The sequence below is a fragment of the Ruegeria sp. HKCCA5763 genome, assembly GCF_013034545.1.
GTDB lineage: Bacteria > Pseudomonadota > Alphaproteobacteria > Rhodobacterales > Rhodobacteraceae > Ruegeria.
The window spans coordinates 31,885-49,044 of the sequence record NZ_WQGF01000014.1 but is presented as its reverse complement, the minus strand read 5'-3'; the positions used below and the strand labels follow the sequence as shown (position 1 = coordinate 49,044).

Below are 17,160 nucleotides of genomic sequence, written 5' to 3'. Positions count from 1 at the left end.
GGTGGGTCAACAGCTATCCTGAAAATTTAATCTGCCAATCAGCACATACACATGTATTGGCGCAGACAAAAAAGCCGTGCCCGAAGGCACGGCCAGTCGACAGGGAGGAAGTCTGCCCCACGTGATCCGAACCTCCGCAGGGCAAAATGACTATCGCAGTCAAAGGTTAACTTTGTATGCTGGACACGGATCGGTGAACTATAAGGCAGTGTTAATGGGCAAAATTATTTTTTTGGGCGGCGGTGGCGAAGGGTATGGCACTCCGCAGGAATTGACGTTGAACTACGCAAACCGCCACGGCTTGATTGCCGGAGCCACCGGAACGGGCAAAACCGTAACGCTGCAAATCCTGGCTGAAGGGTTCTCGCAAGCCGGCGTTCCGGTTTTCCTTTCGGACATCAAGGGCGACCTGTCTGGTCTGGCCTTGGCCGGAAGTCCGACACATAAACTGCATCAGGCCTTTCTGGACCGCGCTGACCGTATCGGGTTTTCGGATTTCAACTATTCTGCCTGCCCGGTGACCTTCTGGGACCTGTTTGGCGAACAAGGCCATCCGGTGCGCACGACGGTCACGGAAATGGGGCCGCTGCTGCTGTCGCGTTTGATGGAACTTAGCGAAGCGCAAGAAGGTATTTTGAACATCGCGTTCCGTGTGGCCGATGAAGAAGGGATGCCGTTGCTGGATCTGAAGGACCTTCAGGCGTTGATGGTCTGGATCGGAGAGAACCGTGCGCAGCTATCCTTGCGCTATGGCAACGTGTCGACATCCTCGATTGGCGCAATCCAAAGACGTTTGCTGGTGCTGGAAAACCAAGGTGGCTCGAAACTGTTTGGCGAACCTGCCCTGGATCTGGCCGACCTTATGCGCACGGATGATAACGGGCAGGGCATGGTGAACATCCTCGCCTCTGACAAATTGATGGGCTCGCCCCGGCTCTATGCCACTTTCCTGCTCTGGCTGTTGAGTGAATTGTTCGAAGAACTGCCCGAGGTCGGCGACCCCGAGAAACCAAAGCTGGTCTTTTTCTTCGACGAAGCGCATTTGCTGTTTGACGATGCCCCCAAGGTTTTGGTGGACAAGGTAGAACAGGTGGCGCGTCTGATCAGATCGAAGGGCGTCGGGGTATATTTCATCACGCAAAACCCGGCGGATATTCCTGAAGACATTCTGGGCCAACTGGGCAATCGCGTCCAACACGCCTTGCGCGCCTTCACAGCGCGAGACCGCAAGAACCTGCGTATGGCCGCCGAAACGTACCGAGAGAACCCGGCTTTCGACACCGAAGCCGCGATCCGAGAGGTCGGGGTCGGAGAGGCCGTGACCTCGATGCTGCAAAAGAAGGGCGTTCCGGGCATTGTCCAACGCACCTTGATTCGTCCTCCGGGATCTCAGCTGGGGCCGATTTCTGGCGCTGATCGCAAAGCGATTTTGGCGGCGTCCCCGATGGCAGGCAAGTATGACAAAGGTGTGGACCGAAAGTCTGCATTTGAAATCCTGCAGGCTCGTGCCGATGCGGCGGCAAAATCTGCGGAACAGGCAGAAGCAGACGAGGTGCTAGAGGCTCAATCACCAATGGAGCGGGAGTTTTCTGCAGCTCGCAGATACTCAGGCAGCAGGGTGGGGCGATCGTCTTCTCGTGTGCAGCGCAAGAAAGACACGTTTGCGACGGCGATGACCGAAGCCGTCATCAAGGAGCTAAAAGGAACAACCGGGCGACGTATCGTGCGCGGTATTCTGGGTGGTTTGTTCAAAAACAGATAGCGGCGCGGCGCCCAAAATGGGCGCCGACACAGTTATTTCAGGCGACGTTGACCCTCTTGTCGGCAATAGGCATCTGCTTGGGGTACCGACATCTTCGTCGCTGGAAAATCGATGGCGCGATCCCAGGTGACTCTATCCTGGCGATACAGCTGACAAGTCACTACGCCCTGGGGCGTCTGTACCTTAACAGGTGCTGTTTCCAGGTCTTCTGGTCTGGGGATGCAGGCGGCTGTTGTAACGACAACAACCGAAAGTAGGAAAACAGTTCCGAAGCGTGGTGCTTTCATTTTTTACTCTTATCAACACGTTTGAATGATCGTTTTAGATCGGCTTGAGCGGGTGTGAGTGCCAGCAACAGACCGCAGAAGAAAAACACTGCGGTGGGTCCGTTTATTCAAAAAAACGCCAAGAATCAAGAAACCGCGCCGAAGTGCCGGCGCGGCTTCACGAAATGGTTATGGATAAGTCCTATTTTTCGGGGATCAGGCCCCTTGGGCTGAATCTGAGAACAATCAACAGGATAAGACCCATAGTGAACAAGCGCATATGGGCAGCGCTTTCGACCAGATGCGCTTTCAACCAACTTCCATCCGGCATACCTGCGGTGATCAGGTTCATCAGCCATAGGCCGATTGGTTCAACCTGAACCCATAAAAACCAGATCAGAAACGCGCCAAGAACGGACCCGAAGTTGTTTCCCGATCCGCCAACAATCACCATCACCCAAACCAGAAAGGTAAAGCGCAGAGGCTGGTAGGCGCTTGGCGTCAACTGACCGTCCAGCGTTGTCATCATCGCCCCTGCGATCCCGCAGATGGCCGACCCCAGAACAAAGATTTGCAGATGGCGGCGGGTCACGTCCTTGCCCATCGCCTCGGCCGCGACCTCATTGTCGCGGATCGCGCGCATCATACGGCCCCACGGGCTTTTCAACGCCATCTGGGCCATCCACAGCAGCGCCAGCAAGACGATCAGGAACAGTAGCGAATAACCCAACTTGACCGAAAGGGTAGAGGCCGTGACCGGATCAAGTCCAAACCACTCTGCACGGGCCAGGAACGTGGGGTCTTGCTGCAACTCAACTTCGTAACCGACGACAGGAGACGGGCGCGGGATACCGTAGACGTTTTTCACACCCCGGGCCAACCAGTCTTCGTTCTTCATGACGGCGATGATGATCTCGGCAATGCCCAGCGTCGCAATGGCCAGGTAATCCGACCGCAGACCCAACGCCGTCTTGCCGATCAGCCATGCAGCGCCCGCCGCAAGCAATCCACCGGCAGGCCAGGCCAGCAGAACCGGAAGGTTCAGACCGCCGATATTGCCTGCAATCGCGGGATCAATGGCTTCGACAGCTGCAACATTGGGATCAAAAACTGCGCGGTAGACAAAGAAGCCCACGACCAGAACAGCGATGATGGTAAGGGTTTGCGCCCGGCCTTTTGGCATCTTGGTCGCCACCAGAACAGCAGCCACAACGGTCGCGGCCCCCAACAGCAGTGACAATACAATCCCGTAACCGCCAGCGCTCCAGGCCCCCGGGGTGGGCGGTGTTGATACCAGAACCACGGCCAGACCGCCGAGCGCGACGAAGCCCATCACACCCACATTAAATAGGCCCGCAAAGCCCCATTGCAGGTTGACCCCAATGGCCATGATGGCCGAGATCAGCCCCATGTTCAGGATCAGGATGGCGGTGTTCCAGCTCTGAGTGAACCCTGTCAGAAGGATCAAACCGGCGACAACGGCAAAAAGCAGCGTGTTTTTGACAGACTCGGTCATACCGCTTTCCCCTTGAACAGGCCCGTGGGCTTAAACAGAAGCACAATCAGCAGAATGACGAAGCTGACGGCAAATTTGTAGTCGGTGGACAGGAACTGGACCAAGCCTGAGGGTTCCAAGTTTTCTGGAGCCAGGTAGGTCAGCACCTTCTTCCAAGCATAGGTGATGGTCACCTCGGAAAACGCGATGATGAACCCACCTGCGATGGCACCCAGAGGATTACCAAGTCCGCCCACGATGGCCGAGGCAAATATCGGCAGCAGAAGCTGGAAATAGACGAAGGGTTTAAAGCTCTTGTCGAGACCGTAGAGCACCCCGGCCGTAGTCGCTAATGCAGCGACGATGATCCATGTGATCATCACAACACGCTCGGGGTTGATGCCGGACAATAACGCCAGATCCTCGTTATCCGAATAGGCTCGCATGGACTTGCCTGTGCGGGTCTTGTTGAGGAACCAGAACAGCAACGCCACGGCGACAACAGCCACAATCACGGTGATACCCTGAGAGGTCTTGATCGCAAGCCCCTCACGCAGCCCAGTCAGTGCCTTGAAATCGCGCGCCGAGATAATGAACCGCGCACCGTCCGAGAACCTCTGATCATCTGGCCCAATGATAAAGCGGACAAGGCCGTTCATGATGAACATAACGCCCATCGAGACGATCACGAGGATCACCGGCTTGGCCTTTTGTTCCCGGTAAAACCGATAGACAAGCCGGTCGGTGATCAACACCAGAACGATGCAGCCCAGAATGGCAAAAGGCAGGGCGAGCAGGGCGGTTGGCAGCGGCCCAAAACTGACCCCGGCGGCTTGTAAGCCCCACGTGACCAGAACAGCGATCATCGCGCCAAAAGCCATCGTGTCGCCATGGGCAAAGTTCGAAAACCGCAGGATGCCATAGATCAGCGTTACCCCCAATGCCCCCAGCGCCAATTGGCTACCATAGGCGATTGCGGGAACAAGGACGAAGTTGGAGAGCGCCACAAGGGCGTTGAGGAAGTCCATTAGTTGCTTTCACACCCCTGAAACTCTACAAGAAATTCGGAGAGACTAGTATTTTTGAAGTTCCGCTCGATCCATTCGTATCCGCGTGGAACGTAGGCTAGAAACAGCACGCCGCTTTCGAGTTCGAACTCGTCACCGCCTCGAAAGTCAACTGCGTGATCATCGGGTACTGATGTCGAAAAGTCGTGGTTGGGTTTCCCGTGAAAGCCTTCGTCGAGCAGCTGAATTTTTGTATAGTAGCCATTCTCGGCGGGCGAATGACCAAAATAGGCACCTTCATTTCCATCATGTCTGACCAAGAGAAACTGAAGCGCGCGCGCCATACTTTTACATTCATCGGCGATTTCGCATATTGAAACGCTTCGACAGTCCAGCGTGAGCGCGTAGTCAATTGCTTCTTCGAATGCGAATACAGGGCTGGCTGTAACGGTAGCGAGTGCAATTGGGTAAATTGATTGCATCCTCACCCCCCCAAGAAACTCTTGCGCACTTCGGGATCGGCCAGCAGTTCTTTGCCCGTGCCGGTATAGGCATTCCGTCCCTGAACCAGCACATATCCCTTGTCCGCAATCTCCAGTGCCTGGCGGGCGTTCTGTTCTACCATCAGGATTGGCAACCCGGTGCGGGAAACCTCGATAATCCGATCAAACAGCTCATCCATCACGATGGGCGAGACACCGGCAGTGGGTTCGTCCAGCATCAGCACCTTCGGCTGGGTCATCAGCGCGCGGCCTACGGCGACCTGTTGGCGTTGACCGCCCGACAGTTCTCCGGCGGCCTGATTGCGTTTGTCGCGCAGGATTGGGAAGAGGTCATAAACCTGTTCCATTGTCTCAGTGATATCGTCACGGCGGATGAACGCACCCATTTCAAGGTTCTCTTCCACCGTCATGGACGTGAAGATATTCGAGGTTTGCGGCACAAAACCCATACCTTTGATCACCCGGTCCTGCGGTGACAGCTTGGTGATGTCTTCACCGTCCAGCCGCACCGAACCGGCACGTACGTCCAGCATGCCGAACACAGCCTTCATCGCCGTGGACTTGCCCGCACCGTTGGGGCCAACGATCACCGCGATCTCACCCTTGTCGACGGCAATGGTGCAGTCATGCAGGATGTCCGGACCTTTGCCGTAACCGCCGGTCATTGTGTCGCCGATCAGAAAAGGGCCGCCGCCAACGTAACGCGCTTCACCGCTTGCTGAATTCGCTGGCATCATCGTACCAGCCCCGTGCGTATTGGTGATAGAGGCGTCCTTGTTCCCCTTGTCGTCGTGATAAGGATTGTCGCTCACGCGCCTGCCTCCAGCTTGTCTTTATTCTTCAGGCCGGTGCCCAGATAAGCTTCGATCACGTGCTCGTTTGCCTTGATCTCGTCCAAAGTGCCTTCGGCCAGAACCTTGCCCTCGGCCATACAGATGACCGGGTCGCAGATTTTGCCGATGAAATCCATGTCATGTTCGATGACCACGAAGGTGTAGCCGCGTTCCTTGTTCAGGCGCAGGATGGTGTCGGCGATGGTCATCAGCAGGGTACGGTTCACGCCTGCGCCGACCTCGTCCAGGAACACGATCTTGGCGTCGACCATCATGGTGCGGCCAAGCTCCAGCAGTTTCTTCTGTCCGCCCGAAACCTGACCGGCCTTGTGATCGGCCAGATGCTCGATGGTCAGAAACTCTAGCACCTCGTCTGCCTTAGCACGCAGCGCGCGTTCTTCATCCGCGATGCGCTTTCGGCCAAACCAGGTGTTCCACAGCGATTCACCCGATTGCGCACCGGGCACCATCATCAGGTTCTCGCGACAGCTCATCGATGAAAACTCATGCGCGATCTGGAAGGTGCGCAACAGACCTTTGTGAAACAACTCATGAGGGGGCAGGCCGGTGATATCCTCACCATCCATAAAGACCTTGCCGCTGGTTGGCGGCAAAACGCCCGCGATCACATTGAACAGAGTGGTTTTTCCTGCACCGTTCGGCCCGATCAGGCCGGTGATCGACCCTTTTTGGATTTCCAGCGATGCCCCGTCCACCGCGTGAAACCCGCCGAAATGCTTATGCACGTCTTCGACGACGATCATGTTATCCCCTTGCCTTTGCCCCGTGAAACGAGGTGCAGCCTTTTGTCATTGAAACAGCCCGGACACAAGGACCGGGCTGCTTGTTTTTATGGTTTTTAACGTTGGATCAACGGAAGTTGACGGTCTTGTTTTCGCCGTCGGTCACTTCGATTTCGCGATAGGAACCCGCGCTTTCACCGGGGCCGATCAGCTCAACGCCAGACGCGCCGACATAGTCGATGTCTTGACCAGCAGCCAGCAGTTCCAAACCCTTGGCCAGCTCACCCGGATAGATCTTTTCACCCGGAGCGTTAGCGACGTCCAAGACTTTTGAACCATAATCGGCCGGGTTGGTTGACCCTGCGGCCTGCATCGCCAGCATGAACAGCGCGGCCGCGTCATAGCTTTCGGGCGAGTAAGGTGACGAGCCGTCGAAGCCAGCGGCTTCTGCCATGGCAAAGTACTTCTCGGCACCTTCACCGCCGGATCCGGCGATCTGACCGAACGAACCATTCAGGTCGGGGCCAACATTTGCAGGCAGCGAGTCACCGATCATACCGCCTGGCAGGCCGAATGTATCAAAGGCACCGCTGTCCAGTGCAGACTGGATGATGCCCAGACCACCCTGGTCCAGATAGCCTGCAACGACCAGAATGTCACCACCGGCCGAGGCCAGCGCGCCCACTTCAGCCGAATAGTCGGCCTTACCGTCTTCGTGTGCCGCAACAATCGTCACTTCGCCGCCCGATGCCTCGAAAGACGACTGAATCGCGTCCGCGAGACCCTTGCCATAGTCGTTGTTGGTGTAGGTCAGAGCAATCGAGCTGATGCCGCGGTCATTCAGGATGTCCGCCATAACCTGACCTTCACGCGCATCCGACGGAGCGGTGCGGAAGAACAGGCCGTTATCCTCCATGGTCGACAGGCCGGGCGAGGTGGCCGACGGCGAGATCATAACCATACCATTCGGAATCGCGACGTTCTGCAGGATCGCACCGGTCACGCCCGAGCAGTCACCACCGATGATACCGGCGACACCATCCGCAATCATGCGCTCACCGTTCGAGGTGGCCAGACCGTTGTCGATACAGCCTGTATCGGCACGCATTCCGGTGACGGTTGCACCATCCAGCAGCTTGCCGGACTCGGTGACTTCGGCCATCGCCATTTCGGCGCCAGAGCCCATTGCCGGTGCCAGCGATTCGATTGGGCCGGTAAAGCCAAACAGCACGCCCAGCTTCACATCCTCGGCCATGGCGGTTCCCGCAAGCAAGGCGGTGGCTGCAGTAGCAGTCAGCAGCTTTTTCATATGTTTACTCCCTGTATTGAACGTCTTTGTTCTGGCCTCGACCCTAGGCAAGCTGTTTGGAAAAGAAAAGTCCTAACGCAAACGTGTTTTTACCGTTTGGGAAACTAACTGTTTTGTTAGAAACTCTTCCGTGATTGCCGCCGAAAGGGGCCGACATGCTTCGCATTGTTACACTTCTGTTTTTCACGCTCAATGCGTTCTCAGTTGCCGCACAAACCCTGTCAACGTCCGCCGGAGGCATTGAACTGACCAAGATGGTAAGCGGTCTCGATACGCCCTGGGCCGTCGGAGTCTTGCCGGATGGGGCGTTCCTGATCACCGAGCGGGACGGAGATTTGCTGTTTGTTCAGAATGGTAAGGCGACCACTGTGCGGGGCGTTCCGAAAGTTGCCGCCAGAGGGCAAGGTGGGTTGCTTGATGTGACGGTTCCACGCGATTTTCGACAAAGCCGCGAGGTATTTCTGAGCTTCTCAAAGCCTCAAAACGGGGGCGCTGGCACTGCCATTGCCGTTGGGCGGCTGTCGGAGAACGGTAAACGTCTGACCAACGTTCGGGTGATCTACGAAGCAACACCCGGCGGTTCCGGCGGGCGGCATTTTGGCAGCCGCATCGTCGAAGCACAGGATGGAACGTTTTTTGTAACCATTGGCGATCGCGGCCAGCCCGACAACGCACAGGACCGGTCTTCTCCGATGGGGTCGGTCATTCGGATAAACCGGAATGGATCGATCCCTGTAGACAACCCTTTTGTCGGGCAATCAAACATCAAACCTGAAATCTGGTCCTTCGGCCACCGCAACCCGCAGGGAGCTGCACTGGACGCGCAGGGGAGGCTGTGGGTTTCGGAACACGGCGCTCGCGGAGGCGATGAGATCAACCAACCCCGCGCGGGCCGCAATTACGGGTGGCCGGTCATTTCTTACGGCACGCATTATTCCGGCCAAAAAATTGGCGAAGGTACGTCCAAAGCCGGCATGGAGCAGCCCGAGTTGTATTGGGATCCGTCCATCGCGCCTTCGGGTTTGTTGGTGTATTCCGGCAAACTCTGGCCCCAATGGAAGGGGAATATCTTTGTCGGGTCTCTGAAATTCGACTATATCGCGCGACTTGCCGGAAAGTCTCTGCGTGAGGTCGAACAGATCAAAGGGCCGGAAACCGAACGTGTGCGCGATATCGTTGAAGCACCGGATGGTTCGATCTGGTTCATTTCAGTCGGGCAGGGCGCGGTGTACCGCATGACCCCGCAGGGCTAAACCGACAATCGCGTGCTCTGCGCGCCACGTTCCCGGTAGGGTGTCGTATTATAATGTGCCCTGTAGCATTTCGAGAAATGCGAAGGGCTGGCGAACCCACATGCAAGCGCAACGTTGATGACGCTCATATCCGTCTGCATAAGAAGATTCCGCGCTTTGTGCAGTCGCAGTTCCATGTAGTAGCGTTTAGGGGAACGGCTGAGATACCTGCGGAATAGACGCTCTAGCTGGCGGGTCGACATGCCGACATCTTTGGCCAAAATAGAAGGCGAGATTGGCTCTTCGATGTTTTTTTCCATCATCAAAATGACCTGGCTCAGCTTTGGATGTCGCACGCCGATCCGCGTCGGTGTCGACAAACGTTGCGTGTCCTGATCAGTACGGATGGACGAATAGATCATCTGGTCCGCTACGGCATTGGCCAATTCTTCGCCAAAATCATCCGCAATCAGTTTAAGCGACAAGTCTATCGAGGATGTGCCGCCAGCAGTTGTCATGCGGTTGCCGTCAACCTGAAAAACCGATTTCGTCAGTTCGACCTCATCGAATTCCTCGATAAAACTGTCAGAGTTTTCCCAGTGAATCGTCGCCTTCTTGTTGTCCAGCAACCCTGCCTTGGCAAGCGTATACGCGGCAGTACACAGACCACCGATTCGAAGGCCGCGCCGCGCCTCGCGACGAACCCAGTTCAGGACGCGTTTTGTGGTCGCTGTTTGAACGTTTACGCCTCCGCAGATGAGGACGACATCATCGCGCTGCAGTTCTTCTAGATCCGTGTCGAGTTTGAACTCGGTTCCAGCCGAGCATTTGACCGTGCCGCCGCCTTCTCCAGACAGTGTCCAAGTATACAATTCCTGGTCTGCCATACGGTTTGCGATCCGCAAACTATCAAGAGCCGAAGCAAATGATAGCAACGAGAACTTGTCCAGAAGAACAAAAACATAATGGCGCGGGATGGCCTCAGCGTTTTCCACTGTGACTGCCTGGCGTTGCACTTGCATGGCGGGTTGTCCTTACTTTGGCACTGAATACAGCCTTATCCAGCGACATATTTAGAGTTCACCATGATCAAAGCTTGTTTGCGCCGTCAAGAGGCGCAAATGGGATATGGTCACTCTTCAAAGCATTTTGTATAGAGGCCACCTGAACACTTCAGCGGAGATCAAAGCTATGACCGAATGGCAAAAATCGAACTGGCGCAACAAGCCCCGGGTTCAGATGCCAGACTATACCGACTCGGCCGCTCTGGCCAAGGTCGAGGCCCAGCTTTCACAGTATCCCCCGCTGGTCTTTGCCGGTGAGGCGCGGCGTCTCAAACAACATCTGGGTGCCGCCGGTCGCGGCGAGGCCTTCCTGCTGCAAGGTGGGGATTGTGCTGAAAGCTTTGAACAATTCAGCGCGGATGCGATCCGTGACACCTTTAAGGTGATGCTGCAGATGGCAATGGTTCTGACCTATGGCGCAAAAGTCCCGGTGATCAAAGTCGGCCGCATGGCCGGTCAGTTCGCCAAGCCGCGCAGTGCACCAACCGAAGTTGTGGATGGTGTGGAACTGCCCAGCTATCGTGGTGACATCATCAACGAATTGGCATTCACACCAGAAGCGCGCATCCCGAATCCTCAGAAGATGCTGCAAGCCTATACACAGGCTGCTGCCACTCTGAACCTGCTGCGGGCTTTTTCGACCGGTGGATTCGCGGACATGAGCCGCGTTCATTCGTGGACCCTTGGGTTCACAGATGAACAGGACGTGCAGAAGTACTCCGAGATTGCCGATCGTATTCAGGACACCATCGACTTCATGGAAGCGGCCGGGATCACGGCAGATACCACACATGAATTCTCGACCGTCGAATTCTATACCAGCCACGAAGGGCTGCTGCTGGAATATGAAGAGGCGCTGACGCGCCTGGATTCGACCTCGGGCAACTGGCTGGCTGGTTCTGGTCACATGATCTGGATCGGCGACCGTACACGTCAGCCCGACGGTGCGCATGTTGAATTCTGCAGCGGAGTTTTGAACCCGATTGGTCTGAAATGTGGTCCGACAACGACCGTGGAAGACCTTAAGGTTCTGATGTCCAAACTGAACCCCGAAAACGAAGAGGGTCGCCTGACCCTGATCGCGCGCTTTGGTGCGGGTAAAGCAGGTGAGCACCTGCCGCGTCTGGTCAAAGCTGTGAAGGAAGAAGGGGCCAAGGTCACCTGGGTTTGTGATCCGATGCACGGCAACACGATCAAATCGGCGACCGGTTACAAGACCCGTCCGTTCGACTCAGTCTTGCGTGAGGTGCGCGACTTCTTTGGCGTACATCAGACCGAAGGCACCATCCCCGGTGGCGTGCATTTTGAGATGACCGGTCTGGATGTGACCGAATGCACCGGCGGCGTGCGCGCGGTGACCGAAGAAGATCTGTCAGATCGCTATCACACCGCCTGCGACCCGCGCCTGAACGCGTCACAGTCGCTGGAACTGGCCTTCCTGGTGGCAGAAGAACTGACAAATCTGCGCCGCAACGGCAGCAAGCGCGTCGCTAGTTAAGCGCGTAAAAACAGATTTAAACAGCGGGCCTTTGGTCCGCTGTTTTTCGTTTCAGGAAACGCTAATCGTCCCGTGACACGATCAATCGCAAATGCTTGGCAGGGTGTTTGAATTTTCCCTCGACTTCCGCAAACCCATGGGCCGGCGTTGGTTTCACTGGGATTTGGACGTGAATGTCAGACACCATTTTGATCCGCGTATCCGAGATTGAAAACCGCCGCGGCGTTTTTCCAATTGCCCCGTCAGCGATCATGACGCCCAGAACGCGGCTGACATCGCCCAGATCACTTTTCAGCGGCAGCAATATCATTCGGGCTTGCATAGGCGTGCGACCAAGTACTCCACCCGAAGTCATGCCCAACTCGGCAACAGCAGGGGCCGCGAACACTTGTTCCAGAACATCCTTAATGCCTGCGCGGTCATCAGGCTGGAAGAACGCAGTCAACGGCATACCCCGCACTTCCATACCCGCAAGCGCGTTCAAATGGCTTCCGGCTAGACGAAAACGGGCCAAGCCAGGCGCAATGCGCTCGAGTATAAACGTGTATTCCAAGATATTTTCCAGACCGCGCGGGTCAATCTGGGACCGCATCGGGACACTGTCACGATTCAGTAATGCGGTCCAATACGCCTCGGCCTGGCGGATCGGCGAAAGGCTGCGCCCATTGTCAAAGCGATCCATTGCGACGATCTTTCCAAATTCTGACCCGGAACCAATCCCGAAAAAGGTTTTCATCTTCTTTACCCTTACGCCAAAAGGCTGCCATTTTTCTAAAATGCAACACATCGGGAGCAGCGGCAGCCTGCAAACCATTGCTCTGGGTAGTTTGACTCGGGTTAAATCAATTTTGGAGCAATTCTTTAACGAATGGTTAACTCGAACCAAACAATTGCGCTTTCAGCAAATACTTGCCCTGCACCGGTCAATGGCATTAGGTGCGACATGAGTGAGACGCATCAGGGCCAAATGAAGGGGCGGGTATGATCAGATCCATGACCGGGTTTGCCTCGGCACAGGGGCAGCACGGGCCACATAGCTGGACGTGGGAACTGCGCAGTGTGAACGGCAAGGGGCTCGACATGCGCCTGCGCGTGCCGGATTGGCTGACCGGGCTTGAGGCCGCGCTGCGGGCAAAACTGTCCAAATCCCTCAGCCGCGGGAATGTTACTCTGTCGATGCGCCTGAACCGCGAGGACTCGGCCTCAGAACTGGCTCTGAACGAGACAGCCATGAACGCTGCGCTGACCGCTCTTGAGCAGGCAGAACAGATGGCCTCGGCGCGTGGCATAACTCTGGCCCCATCGCGGGCCTCAGACCTGTTGGCGTTAAAGGGAATGCTGGATGCGGGATCGGATTCAGATGATCCGGGGCCACTGGTTGCCCACCTCACGGCTGAATTTGACGCTCTTGTCGACGCGTTCTTGGATATGCGCCGAACAGAGGGCGCCGCGTTGGCAGCGGTTCTGAACACGCAACTGGATCAGGTCGCCACGCTGACCGCGAAAGCGGCAGAACTGGCCGAACATCGCAGGGATAATATGGCACAGGCCTTGCGGGAAAATCTGGCGCGGGTGCTGGACAATTCACAAGGCGCCGACCCGGAACGAGTTGCGCAGGAATTGGCCCTGATCGCAGTTAAGGCCGATATCACGGAAGAAATCGACCGATTAACAGCACATGTCAAAGCCGCGCGCGATCTGTTGGGGAAAAACAGTGCCGTCGGCCGCAAGCTGGATTTCCTGATGCAGGAGTTCAACCGCGAAGCCAACACACTGTGTTCCAAAGCCCAAAGCTCGGATCTGACAGCTGTTGGGCTTGAGCTAAAAGCGGTGATCGATCAAATGCGCGAGCAAGTGCAGAACGTAGAATAAGAATGGGAACATCTGACATGGCGGATCGCCGCGGCCTTTTAATCATCCTGTCTTCTCCGTCCGGGGCAGGCAAATCCACGTTGGCCAAACGGCTGATGGCCTGGGACACAGATCTGGAATTCTCGATCTCGGCCACGACCCGCGCACCGCGTCCCGGTGAAGAACATGGGCGCGAGTATTTCTTTCTGTCAGAGGACGAGTTCAAGCAACAAGTGGCCGAAGGGCAGATGCTGGAGCACGCCCATGTTTTCGGAAACTTCTACGGTTCACCGGCAGAACCCGTGCGCAATTCGATCAACACTGGCAAGGATGTTCTGTTCGACGTTGATTGGCAAGGTGAGGTGCAGATCAGAAACTCTGACCTTGGCAAACATGCCCTGTCGATCTTCATTCTACCACCGTCGATCCCCGAACTGCGCCGCCGTCTTGAGACACGTGGTCAGGACAGCGATGACGTCATTGGCAAGCGCATGCTCAAAAGCTGGGATGAGATCAGCCACTGGGGCTATTACGACTATGTCCTGATTAATGATGATCTTGAGGCAACCGAAGAAAAGCTGAAGACCATTGTCAGCGCCGAGCGAATGCGCCGTATCCAGCAACCAAAGCTGCAACAGCATGTGCGCAAATTGCAAAATGAGTTCGAGGGCCTGTCATGACCGTTTACGCCTTGGGAGATCACGCACCGGACTTACACGAGGACACATGGGTCGCGCCCGACGCCAACCTGATTGGCAAAGTGGTGTTGGAGCAGGGTGCCTCGGTTTGGTTTGGCTGTACGATACGCGCCGATCACGAAGAAATCCGCGTAGGCGCGGGAAGCAACGTGCAGGAGAATTGCGTCATGCATATCGATGCGGGCTTTCCTTTGACCATCGGGGCAAACTGCACGATCGGGCATAAGGTCATGCTTCATGGTTGTACAATTGGAGACAACTCACTGATCGGTATGGGCGCGATCATTTTGAACGGCGCAAAGATCGGGCGAAATTGTCTGATTGGGGCAGGGGCCCTGATCACCGAGGGCAAAGAAATTCCAGACAATTCGCTGGTCATGGGTGCGCCGGGCAAAGTTGTGCGACAGTTGGACGAGGCATCGGCGCAACGCATCACACTCAGCGCACTTCACTATCAGGAAAACATGCGCAAGTTTCGCAAAACTTTAAAACCTGTCTCGTAAGACGTTCGGGCCAATTGAGTTTTAAGTCATGTCCACCGAGCTGTTAGACGAATTTGTCCAAGCGATTCCGATGCCCGCGCTGATGGTGGATCAGACGGAACGGATCATTGCCGCCAATACCGATGCAAAGACTCTGCTTGGTCAGAATATCGTCGGACGCCACTTCGCCACGATCCTGCGGCAACCGCAGGTATTGGAAGCCATTGAACAAAGCCTCCAAACCAAAAGCACAAAAAAGACGCGCCACCTGTCCAATGACGGCGCGCAGGATACGACGTTTGAGGTTGATTGCCGCTATATGAACGGTGTTGGCGCGGTATCAGGTGGGGCTGTTTTGGCCTCATTTCAGGACATCACCCATCTGGAACACGCCAGCCAGATGCGGCGGGATTTTGTGGCCAATGTCAGCCACGAGTTGCGCACCCCGCTGACCGCGTTGATGGGCTTTATCGAAACCTTACGTGGCCCGGCGCGCGATGATCCAGGCGCGCGGGAGAGGTTTCTTCAGATCATGACGGATGAAGCCAACAGAATGAACCGATTGGTTGGCGATCTTCTGTCTCTCAATCGGGTCGAAAGCGAAGAACGCGTCCGACCCATTGAACAGCTAGAACTAACGGGGCTGTTACAATCCATTCTGAACTCAGTGCGCCCTCTGGCCGAGGACGCAGGCGTGGCCTTGGTACTCGAAGCGCAGGACGGACCGGTGTCGGTCACCGGCGACAGCGACCAGTTGCGTCAGGTTTTCACCAACCTCGTCGAAAACGGCATAAAATACGGGGGCAGCGGCGGCAACGTGACAGTACGCGTTTTGTCCATGGAACGAGACACTGCGCTGAGGGGGCCGTCGGTGCGGGTTCAGGTCATCGACAAAGGCCCCGGCATAGATCCGATTCATCTGCCACGTCTGACAGAGCGATTCTATCGCGCGGACAGCCACAGATCCCGGCAACTGGGGGGAACAGGGCTTGGGCTTGCCATTGTCAAACACATCGTCAACCGGCACCGGGGACGGCTAAGAGTTGAGAGCGAGTTGGGAAAAGGCTCTGTTTTTACGGTGATTTTGCCACGGTGACGCGTTGCCAGAGCGGACTTTAAAAACCGCCGCTTCGCCCAGTCGGATCACTTTATGACACGTAAAGCGTTACAAAACGCAGGTTGTCATAAAACCGTTACACACTTGTCACAAAAGGCTTACGCATGCGGCCTAGGGGTTCGCGCAGGATCATCATGGGGGTGATCAAACATACCTTTTCAGGGAGACTGAAATGTCCTTTGTCAAACTGTCGGCTTCTGCGCTGGCGATTGCTGCCGTCTCGGCAACCACTGCTGCTGCCCGTGACAACGTACAGGTTGCCGGTTCGTCGACCGTTCTGCCTTATGCTTCGATTGTTGCTGAACTGTTCGGTGAAAACACCGACTTCCCGACCCCGGTTGTAGAATCCGGCGGCTCTTCGGCCGGTCTGAAGCGTTTCTGTGAGGGTGTTGGCGAAAACACCATCGACGTTGCAAACGCATCGCGTAAAATCCGCGAAAAAGAAATCAAAGCCTGTGCCGAAAACGGCGTGACCGACATCATGGAAGTCCGCATCGGTTATGATGGCATCGTATTTGCCAGCCAGCAATCCGGCCCCGCCTTCACCGCGTTCGAGCCTGCTGACATCTACAACGCCATCGGTTCAAAAGTCATGAAAGACGGCGCACTGGTCGACAACAGCTTCAACAGCTGGGCCGAGTTCAACGCCGATCTGCCGGACGTTGAAATCGCGATGTTCATCCCGGGCACCAAGCACGGCACCCGTGAAGTGTTCGAAGACAAGGTTCTGCTGGAAGGTTGCGAAGCCACTGGCGCGATGGAAGCCATGGTTGCAGGCGGCATGAGCGAAGATGACGCAGAAGACGCATGCCTGGACGTCCGCACCGACGGTAAGTCGGTCGACATCGACGGTGACTACACCGAAACTCTGGCGCGTATCGACACCAACCCCAACGGCATCGGCGTGTTCGGTCTGGCGTTCTATGAGAACAACACCGACAAGCTGAAAGTGGCCACCATGGGCGGTATCGCACCGTCGACCGAGACCATCGCGTCGGGTGAATACCCTGTGTCGCGTCCGCTGTTCTTCTACGTCAAGAAAGCGCATATCGGCGTGATCCCTGGCCTGAAAGAATACGCACAGTTCTTTACTGCTGATGAAATCGCAGGCGGTTCCGGCCCTCTGGCCAACTACGGCCTGGTTGCAGATCCTGAGCTGGCCAAGACCCAGGACGCCATCGCAAACGAAGTTACCATGGGTTCGGGCAGCTAATCCCGCCTTTGGCTTGAATGACCGGGGGCGGCAACTGATGCCGCCCCCAACTGTGTTTTCCGAAATTCCCAGCCAAGACCTTACGGG

At 56.1% G+C, this 17,160-nt stretch carries 16 protein-coding genes; 8 read left to right on the top strand and 8 right to left on the bottom strand.

Annotated elements, in window-relative coordinates; genetic code table 11:
- Positions 1-214: 214 nt before the first annotated feature.
- Positions 215-1,762, top strand: a complete 1,548-nt coding sequence (locus GOV89_RS19690) for a helicase HerA-like domain-containing protein (RefSeq protein WP_171238865.1) — start codon at positions 215-217, stop codon at positions 1,760-1,762.
- Between the two features lie 468 nt (positions 1,763-2,230).
- Here GOV89_RS19690 and GOV89_RS19685 read toward each other — a convergent pair whose 3' ends face one another.
- From GOV89_RS19685 to GOV89_RS19660, 6 genes are all read right to left on the bottom strand, one after another.
- Entirely contained in the window at positions 2,231-3,544 is a 1,314-nt protein-coding gene (locus GOV89_RS19685; RefSeq protein WP_171238864.1) for a branched-chain amino acid ABC transporter permease, read from the bottom strand.
- A complete protein-coding gene (locus GOV89_RS19680) occupies positions 3,541-4,551 on the bottom strand; it encodes a branched-chain amino acid ABC transporter permease (RefSeq protein ID WP_171238863.1) in 1,011 nt (336 codons plus the stop codon). The genes GOV89_RS19685 and GOV89_RS19680 overlap by 4 nt, the downstream gene beginning before the upstream one ends.
- Entirely contained in the window at positions 4,551-5,012 is a 462-nt protein-coding gene (locus GOV89_RS19675) for a hypothetical protein (protein ID WP_171238862.1), read from the bottom strand. The genes GOV89_RS19680 and GOV89_RS19675 overlap by 1 nt, the downstream gene beginning before the upstream one ends.
- A gap of 2 nt (positions 5,013-5,014) precedes the next feature.
- A complete protein-coding gene (locus GOV89_RS19670) occupies positions 5,015-5,845 on the bottom strand; it encodes an ABC transporter ATP-binding protein (RefSeq protein ID WP_171238861.1) in 831 nt (276 codons plus the stop codon).
- Positions 5,842-6,630, bottom strand: a complete 789-nt coding sequence (locus tag GOV89_RS19665) for an ABC transporter ATP-binding protein (RefSeq protein WP_171174031.1) — start codon at positions 6,628-6,630, stop codon at positions 5,842-5,844. Before GOV89_RS19665 ends, GOV89_RS19670 begins: the two co-directional genes overlap by 4 nt.
- A gap of 106 nt (positions 6,631-6,736) precedes the next feature.
- Positions 6,737-7,918 carry an ABC transporter substrate-binding protein gene (locus tag GOV89_RS19660; RefSeq protein ID WP_171174029.1) on the bottom strand — a complete coding sequence of 394 codons (1,182 nt, stop codon included), beginning with the start codon at positions 7,916-7,918 and terminating at the stop codon, positions 6,737-6,739.
- Between the two features lie 155 nt (positions 7,919-8,073).
- Here GOV89_RS19660 and GOV89_RS19655 point away from each other — a divergent pair, with 155 nt between their 5' ends.
- Positions 8,074-9,171 (top strand): PQQ-dependent sugar dehydrogenase, encoded by a 1,098-nt coding sequence (locus GOV89_RS19655; protein ID WP_171174027.1) that lies wholly within the window; start codon positions 8,074-8,076, stop codon positions 9,169-9,171.
- Here the strand turns inward: GOV89_RS19655 and GOV89_RS19650 are convergent.
- Positions 9,168-10,172, bottom strand: coding sequence for a GlxA family transcriptional regulator (locus GOV89_RS19650; RefSeq protein ID WP_171174025.1), 1,005 nt, complete (start codon positions 10,170-10,172; stop codon positions 9,168-9,170). The two genes, GOV89_RS19655 and GOV89_RS19650, sit on opposite strands and share 4 nt — an antisense overlap.
- Positions 10,173-10,341: 169 nt before the next feature.
- Here GOV89_RS19650 and GOV89_RS19645 point away from each other — a divergent pair, with 169 nt between their 5' ends.
- A complete protein-coding gene (locus GOV89_RS19645) occupies positions 10,342-11,712 on the top strand; it encodes a class II 3-deoxy-7-phosphoheptulonate synthase (protein ID WP_171238860.1) in 1,371 nt (456 codons plus the stop codon).
- 61 nt (positions 11,713-11,773) lie between these two features.
- On the opposite strand, the gene GOV89_RS19640 is transcribed toward GOV89_RS19645, so the two are convergent.
- A complete protein-coding gene (locus GOV89_RS19640) occupies positions 11,774-12,448 on the bottom strand; it encodes a PAS domain-containing protein (RefSeq protein WP_171174021.1) in 675 nt (224 codons plus the stop codon).
- 245 nt (positions 12,449-12,693) lie between these two features.
- On the opposite strand from GOV89_RS19640, the gene GOV89_RS19635 reads away from it, so the two are divergent.
- The 5 genes from GOV89_RS19635 (at position 12,694) to GOV89_RS19615 (ending at position 17,073) form a co-directional block, all read left to right on the top strand.
- On the top strand, positions 12,694-13,584 hold the full coding sequence (locus GOV89_RS19635) for a YicC/YloC family endoribonuclease (RefSeq protein WP_171238859.1): 891 nt from the start codon (positions 12,694-12,696) through the stop codon (positions 13,582-13,584).
- A 17-nt stretch (positions 13,585-13,601) separates the two neighbouring features.
- Positions 13,602-14,243, top strand: a complete 642-nt coding sequence (gene gmk, locus GOV89_RS19630) for a guanylate kinase (RefSeq protein ID WP_171090030.1) — start codon at positions 13,602-13,604, stop codon at positions 14,241-14,243.
- Positions 14,240-14,764: a gamma carbonic anhydrase family protein gene (locus GOV89_RS19625; protein ID WP_171174017.1), complete on the top strand. Its 525-nt coding sequence runs from the start codon at positions 14,240-14,242 to the stop codon at positions 14,762-14,764. The genes gmk and GOV89_RS19625 overlap by 4 nt, the downstream gene beginning before the upstream one ends.
- A gap of 28 nt (positions 14,765-14,792) precedes the next feature.
- Positions 14,793-15,839, top strand: a complete 1,047-nt coding sequence (locus GOV89_RS19620) for an ATP-binding protein (protein ID WP_171238858.1) — start codon at positions 14,793-14,795, stop codon at positions 15,837-15,839.
- A gap of 193 nt (positions 15,840-16,032) precedes the next feature.
- The gene (locus GOV89_RS19615; RefSeq protein ID WP_171090036.1) at positions 16,033-17,073 is read left to right on the top strand and encodes a substrate-binding domain-containing protein; all 1,041 of its coding nucleotides are present in this window, start codon (positions 16,033-16,035) and stop codon (positions 17,071-17,073) included.
- Positions 17,074-17,160: the final 87 nt, after the last annotated feature.

Coding starts and splice junctions, on each gene's coding strand:
- GOV89_RS19690 (WP_171238865.1), top strand. CDS start 215: ATGGGCAAAATTATTTTTTTGGGCGGCGGTGGCGAAGGGTATGGCACT.
- GOV89_RS19685 (WP_171238864.1), bottom strand. CDS start 3,544: ATGACCGAGTCTGTCAAAAACACGCTGCTTTTTGCCGTTGTCGCCGGT.
- GOV89_RS19680 (WP_171238863.1), bottom strand. CDS start 4,551: ATGGACTTCCTCAACGCCCTTGTGGCGCTCTCCAACTTCGTCCTTGTT.
- GOV89_RS19675 (WP_171238862.1), bottom strand. CDS start 5,012: ATGCAATCAATTTACCCAATTGCACTCGCTACCGTTACAGCCAGCCCT.
- GOV89_RS19665 (WP_171174031.1), bottom strand. CDS start 6,630: ATGATCGTCGTCGAAGACGTGCATAAGCATTTCGGCGGGTTTCACGCG.
- GOV89_RS19660 (WP_171174029.1), bottom strand. CDS start 7,918: ATGAAAAAGCTGCTGACTGCTACTGCAGCCACCGCCTTGCTTGCGGGA.
- GOV89_RS19655 (WP_171174027.1), top strand. CDS start 8,074: ATGCTTCGCATTGTTACACTTCTGTTTTTCACGCTCAATGCGTTCTCA.
- GOV89_RS19650 (WP_171174025.1), bottom strand. CDS start 10,172: ATGCAAGTGCAACGCCAGGCAGTCACAGTGGAAAACGCTGAGGCCATC.
- GOV89_RS19645 (WP_171238860.1), top strand. CDS start 10,342: ATGACCGAATGGCAAAAATCGAACTGGCGCAACAAGCCCCGGGTTCAG.
- GOV89_RS19640 (WP_171174021.1), bottom strand. CDS start 12,448: ATGAAAACCTTTTTCGGGATTGGTTCCGGGTCAGAATTTGGAAAGATC.
- GOV89_RS19635 (WP_171238859.1), top strand. CDS start 12,694: ATGATCAGATCCATGACCGGGTTTGCCTCGGCACAGGGGCAGCACGGG.
- gmk (WP_171090030.1), top strand. CDS start 13,602: ATGGCGGATCGCCGCGGCCTTTTAATCATCCTGTCTTCTCCGTCCGGG.
- GOV89_RS19625 (WP_171174017.1), top strand. CDS start 14,240: ATGACCGTTTACGCCTTGGGAGATCACGCACCGGACTTACACGAGGAC.
- GOV89_RS19620 (WP_171238858.1), top strand. CDS start 14,793: ATGTCCACCGAGCTGTTAGACGAATTTGTCCAAGCGATTCCGATGCCC.
- GOV89_RS19615 (WP_171090036.1), top strand. CDS start 16,033: ATGTCCTTTGTCAAACTGTCGGCTTCTGCGCTGGCGATTGCTGCCGTC.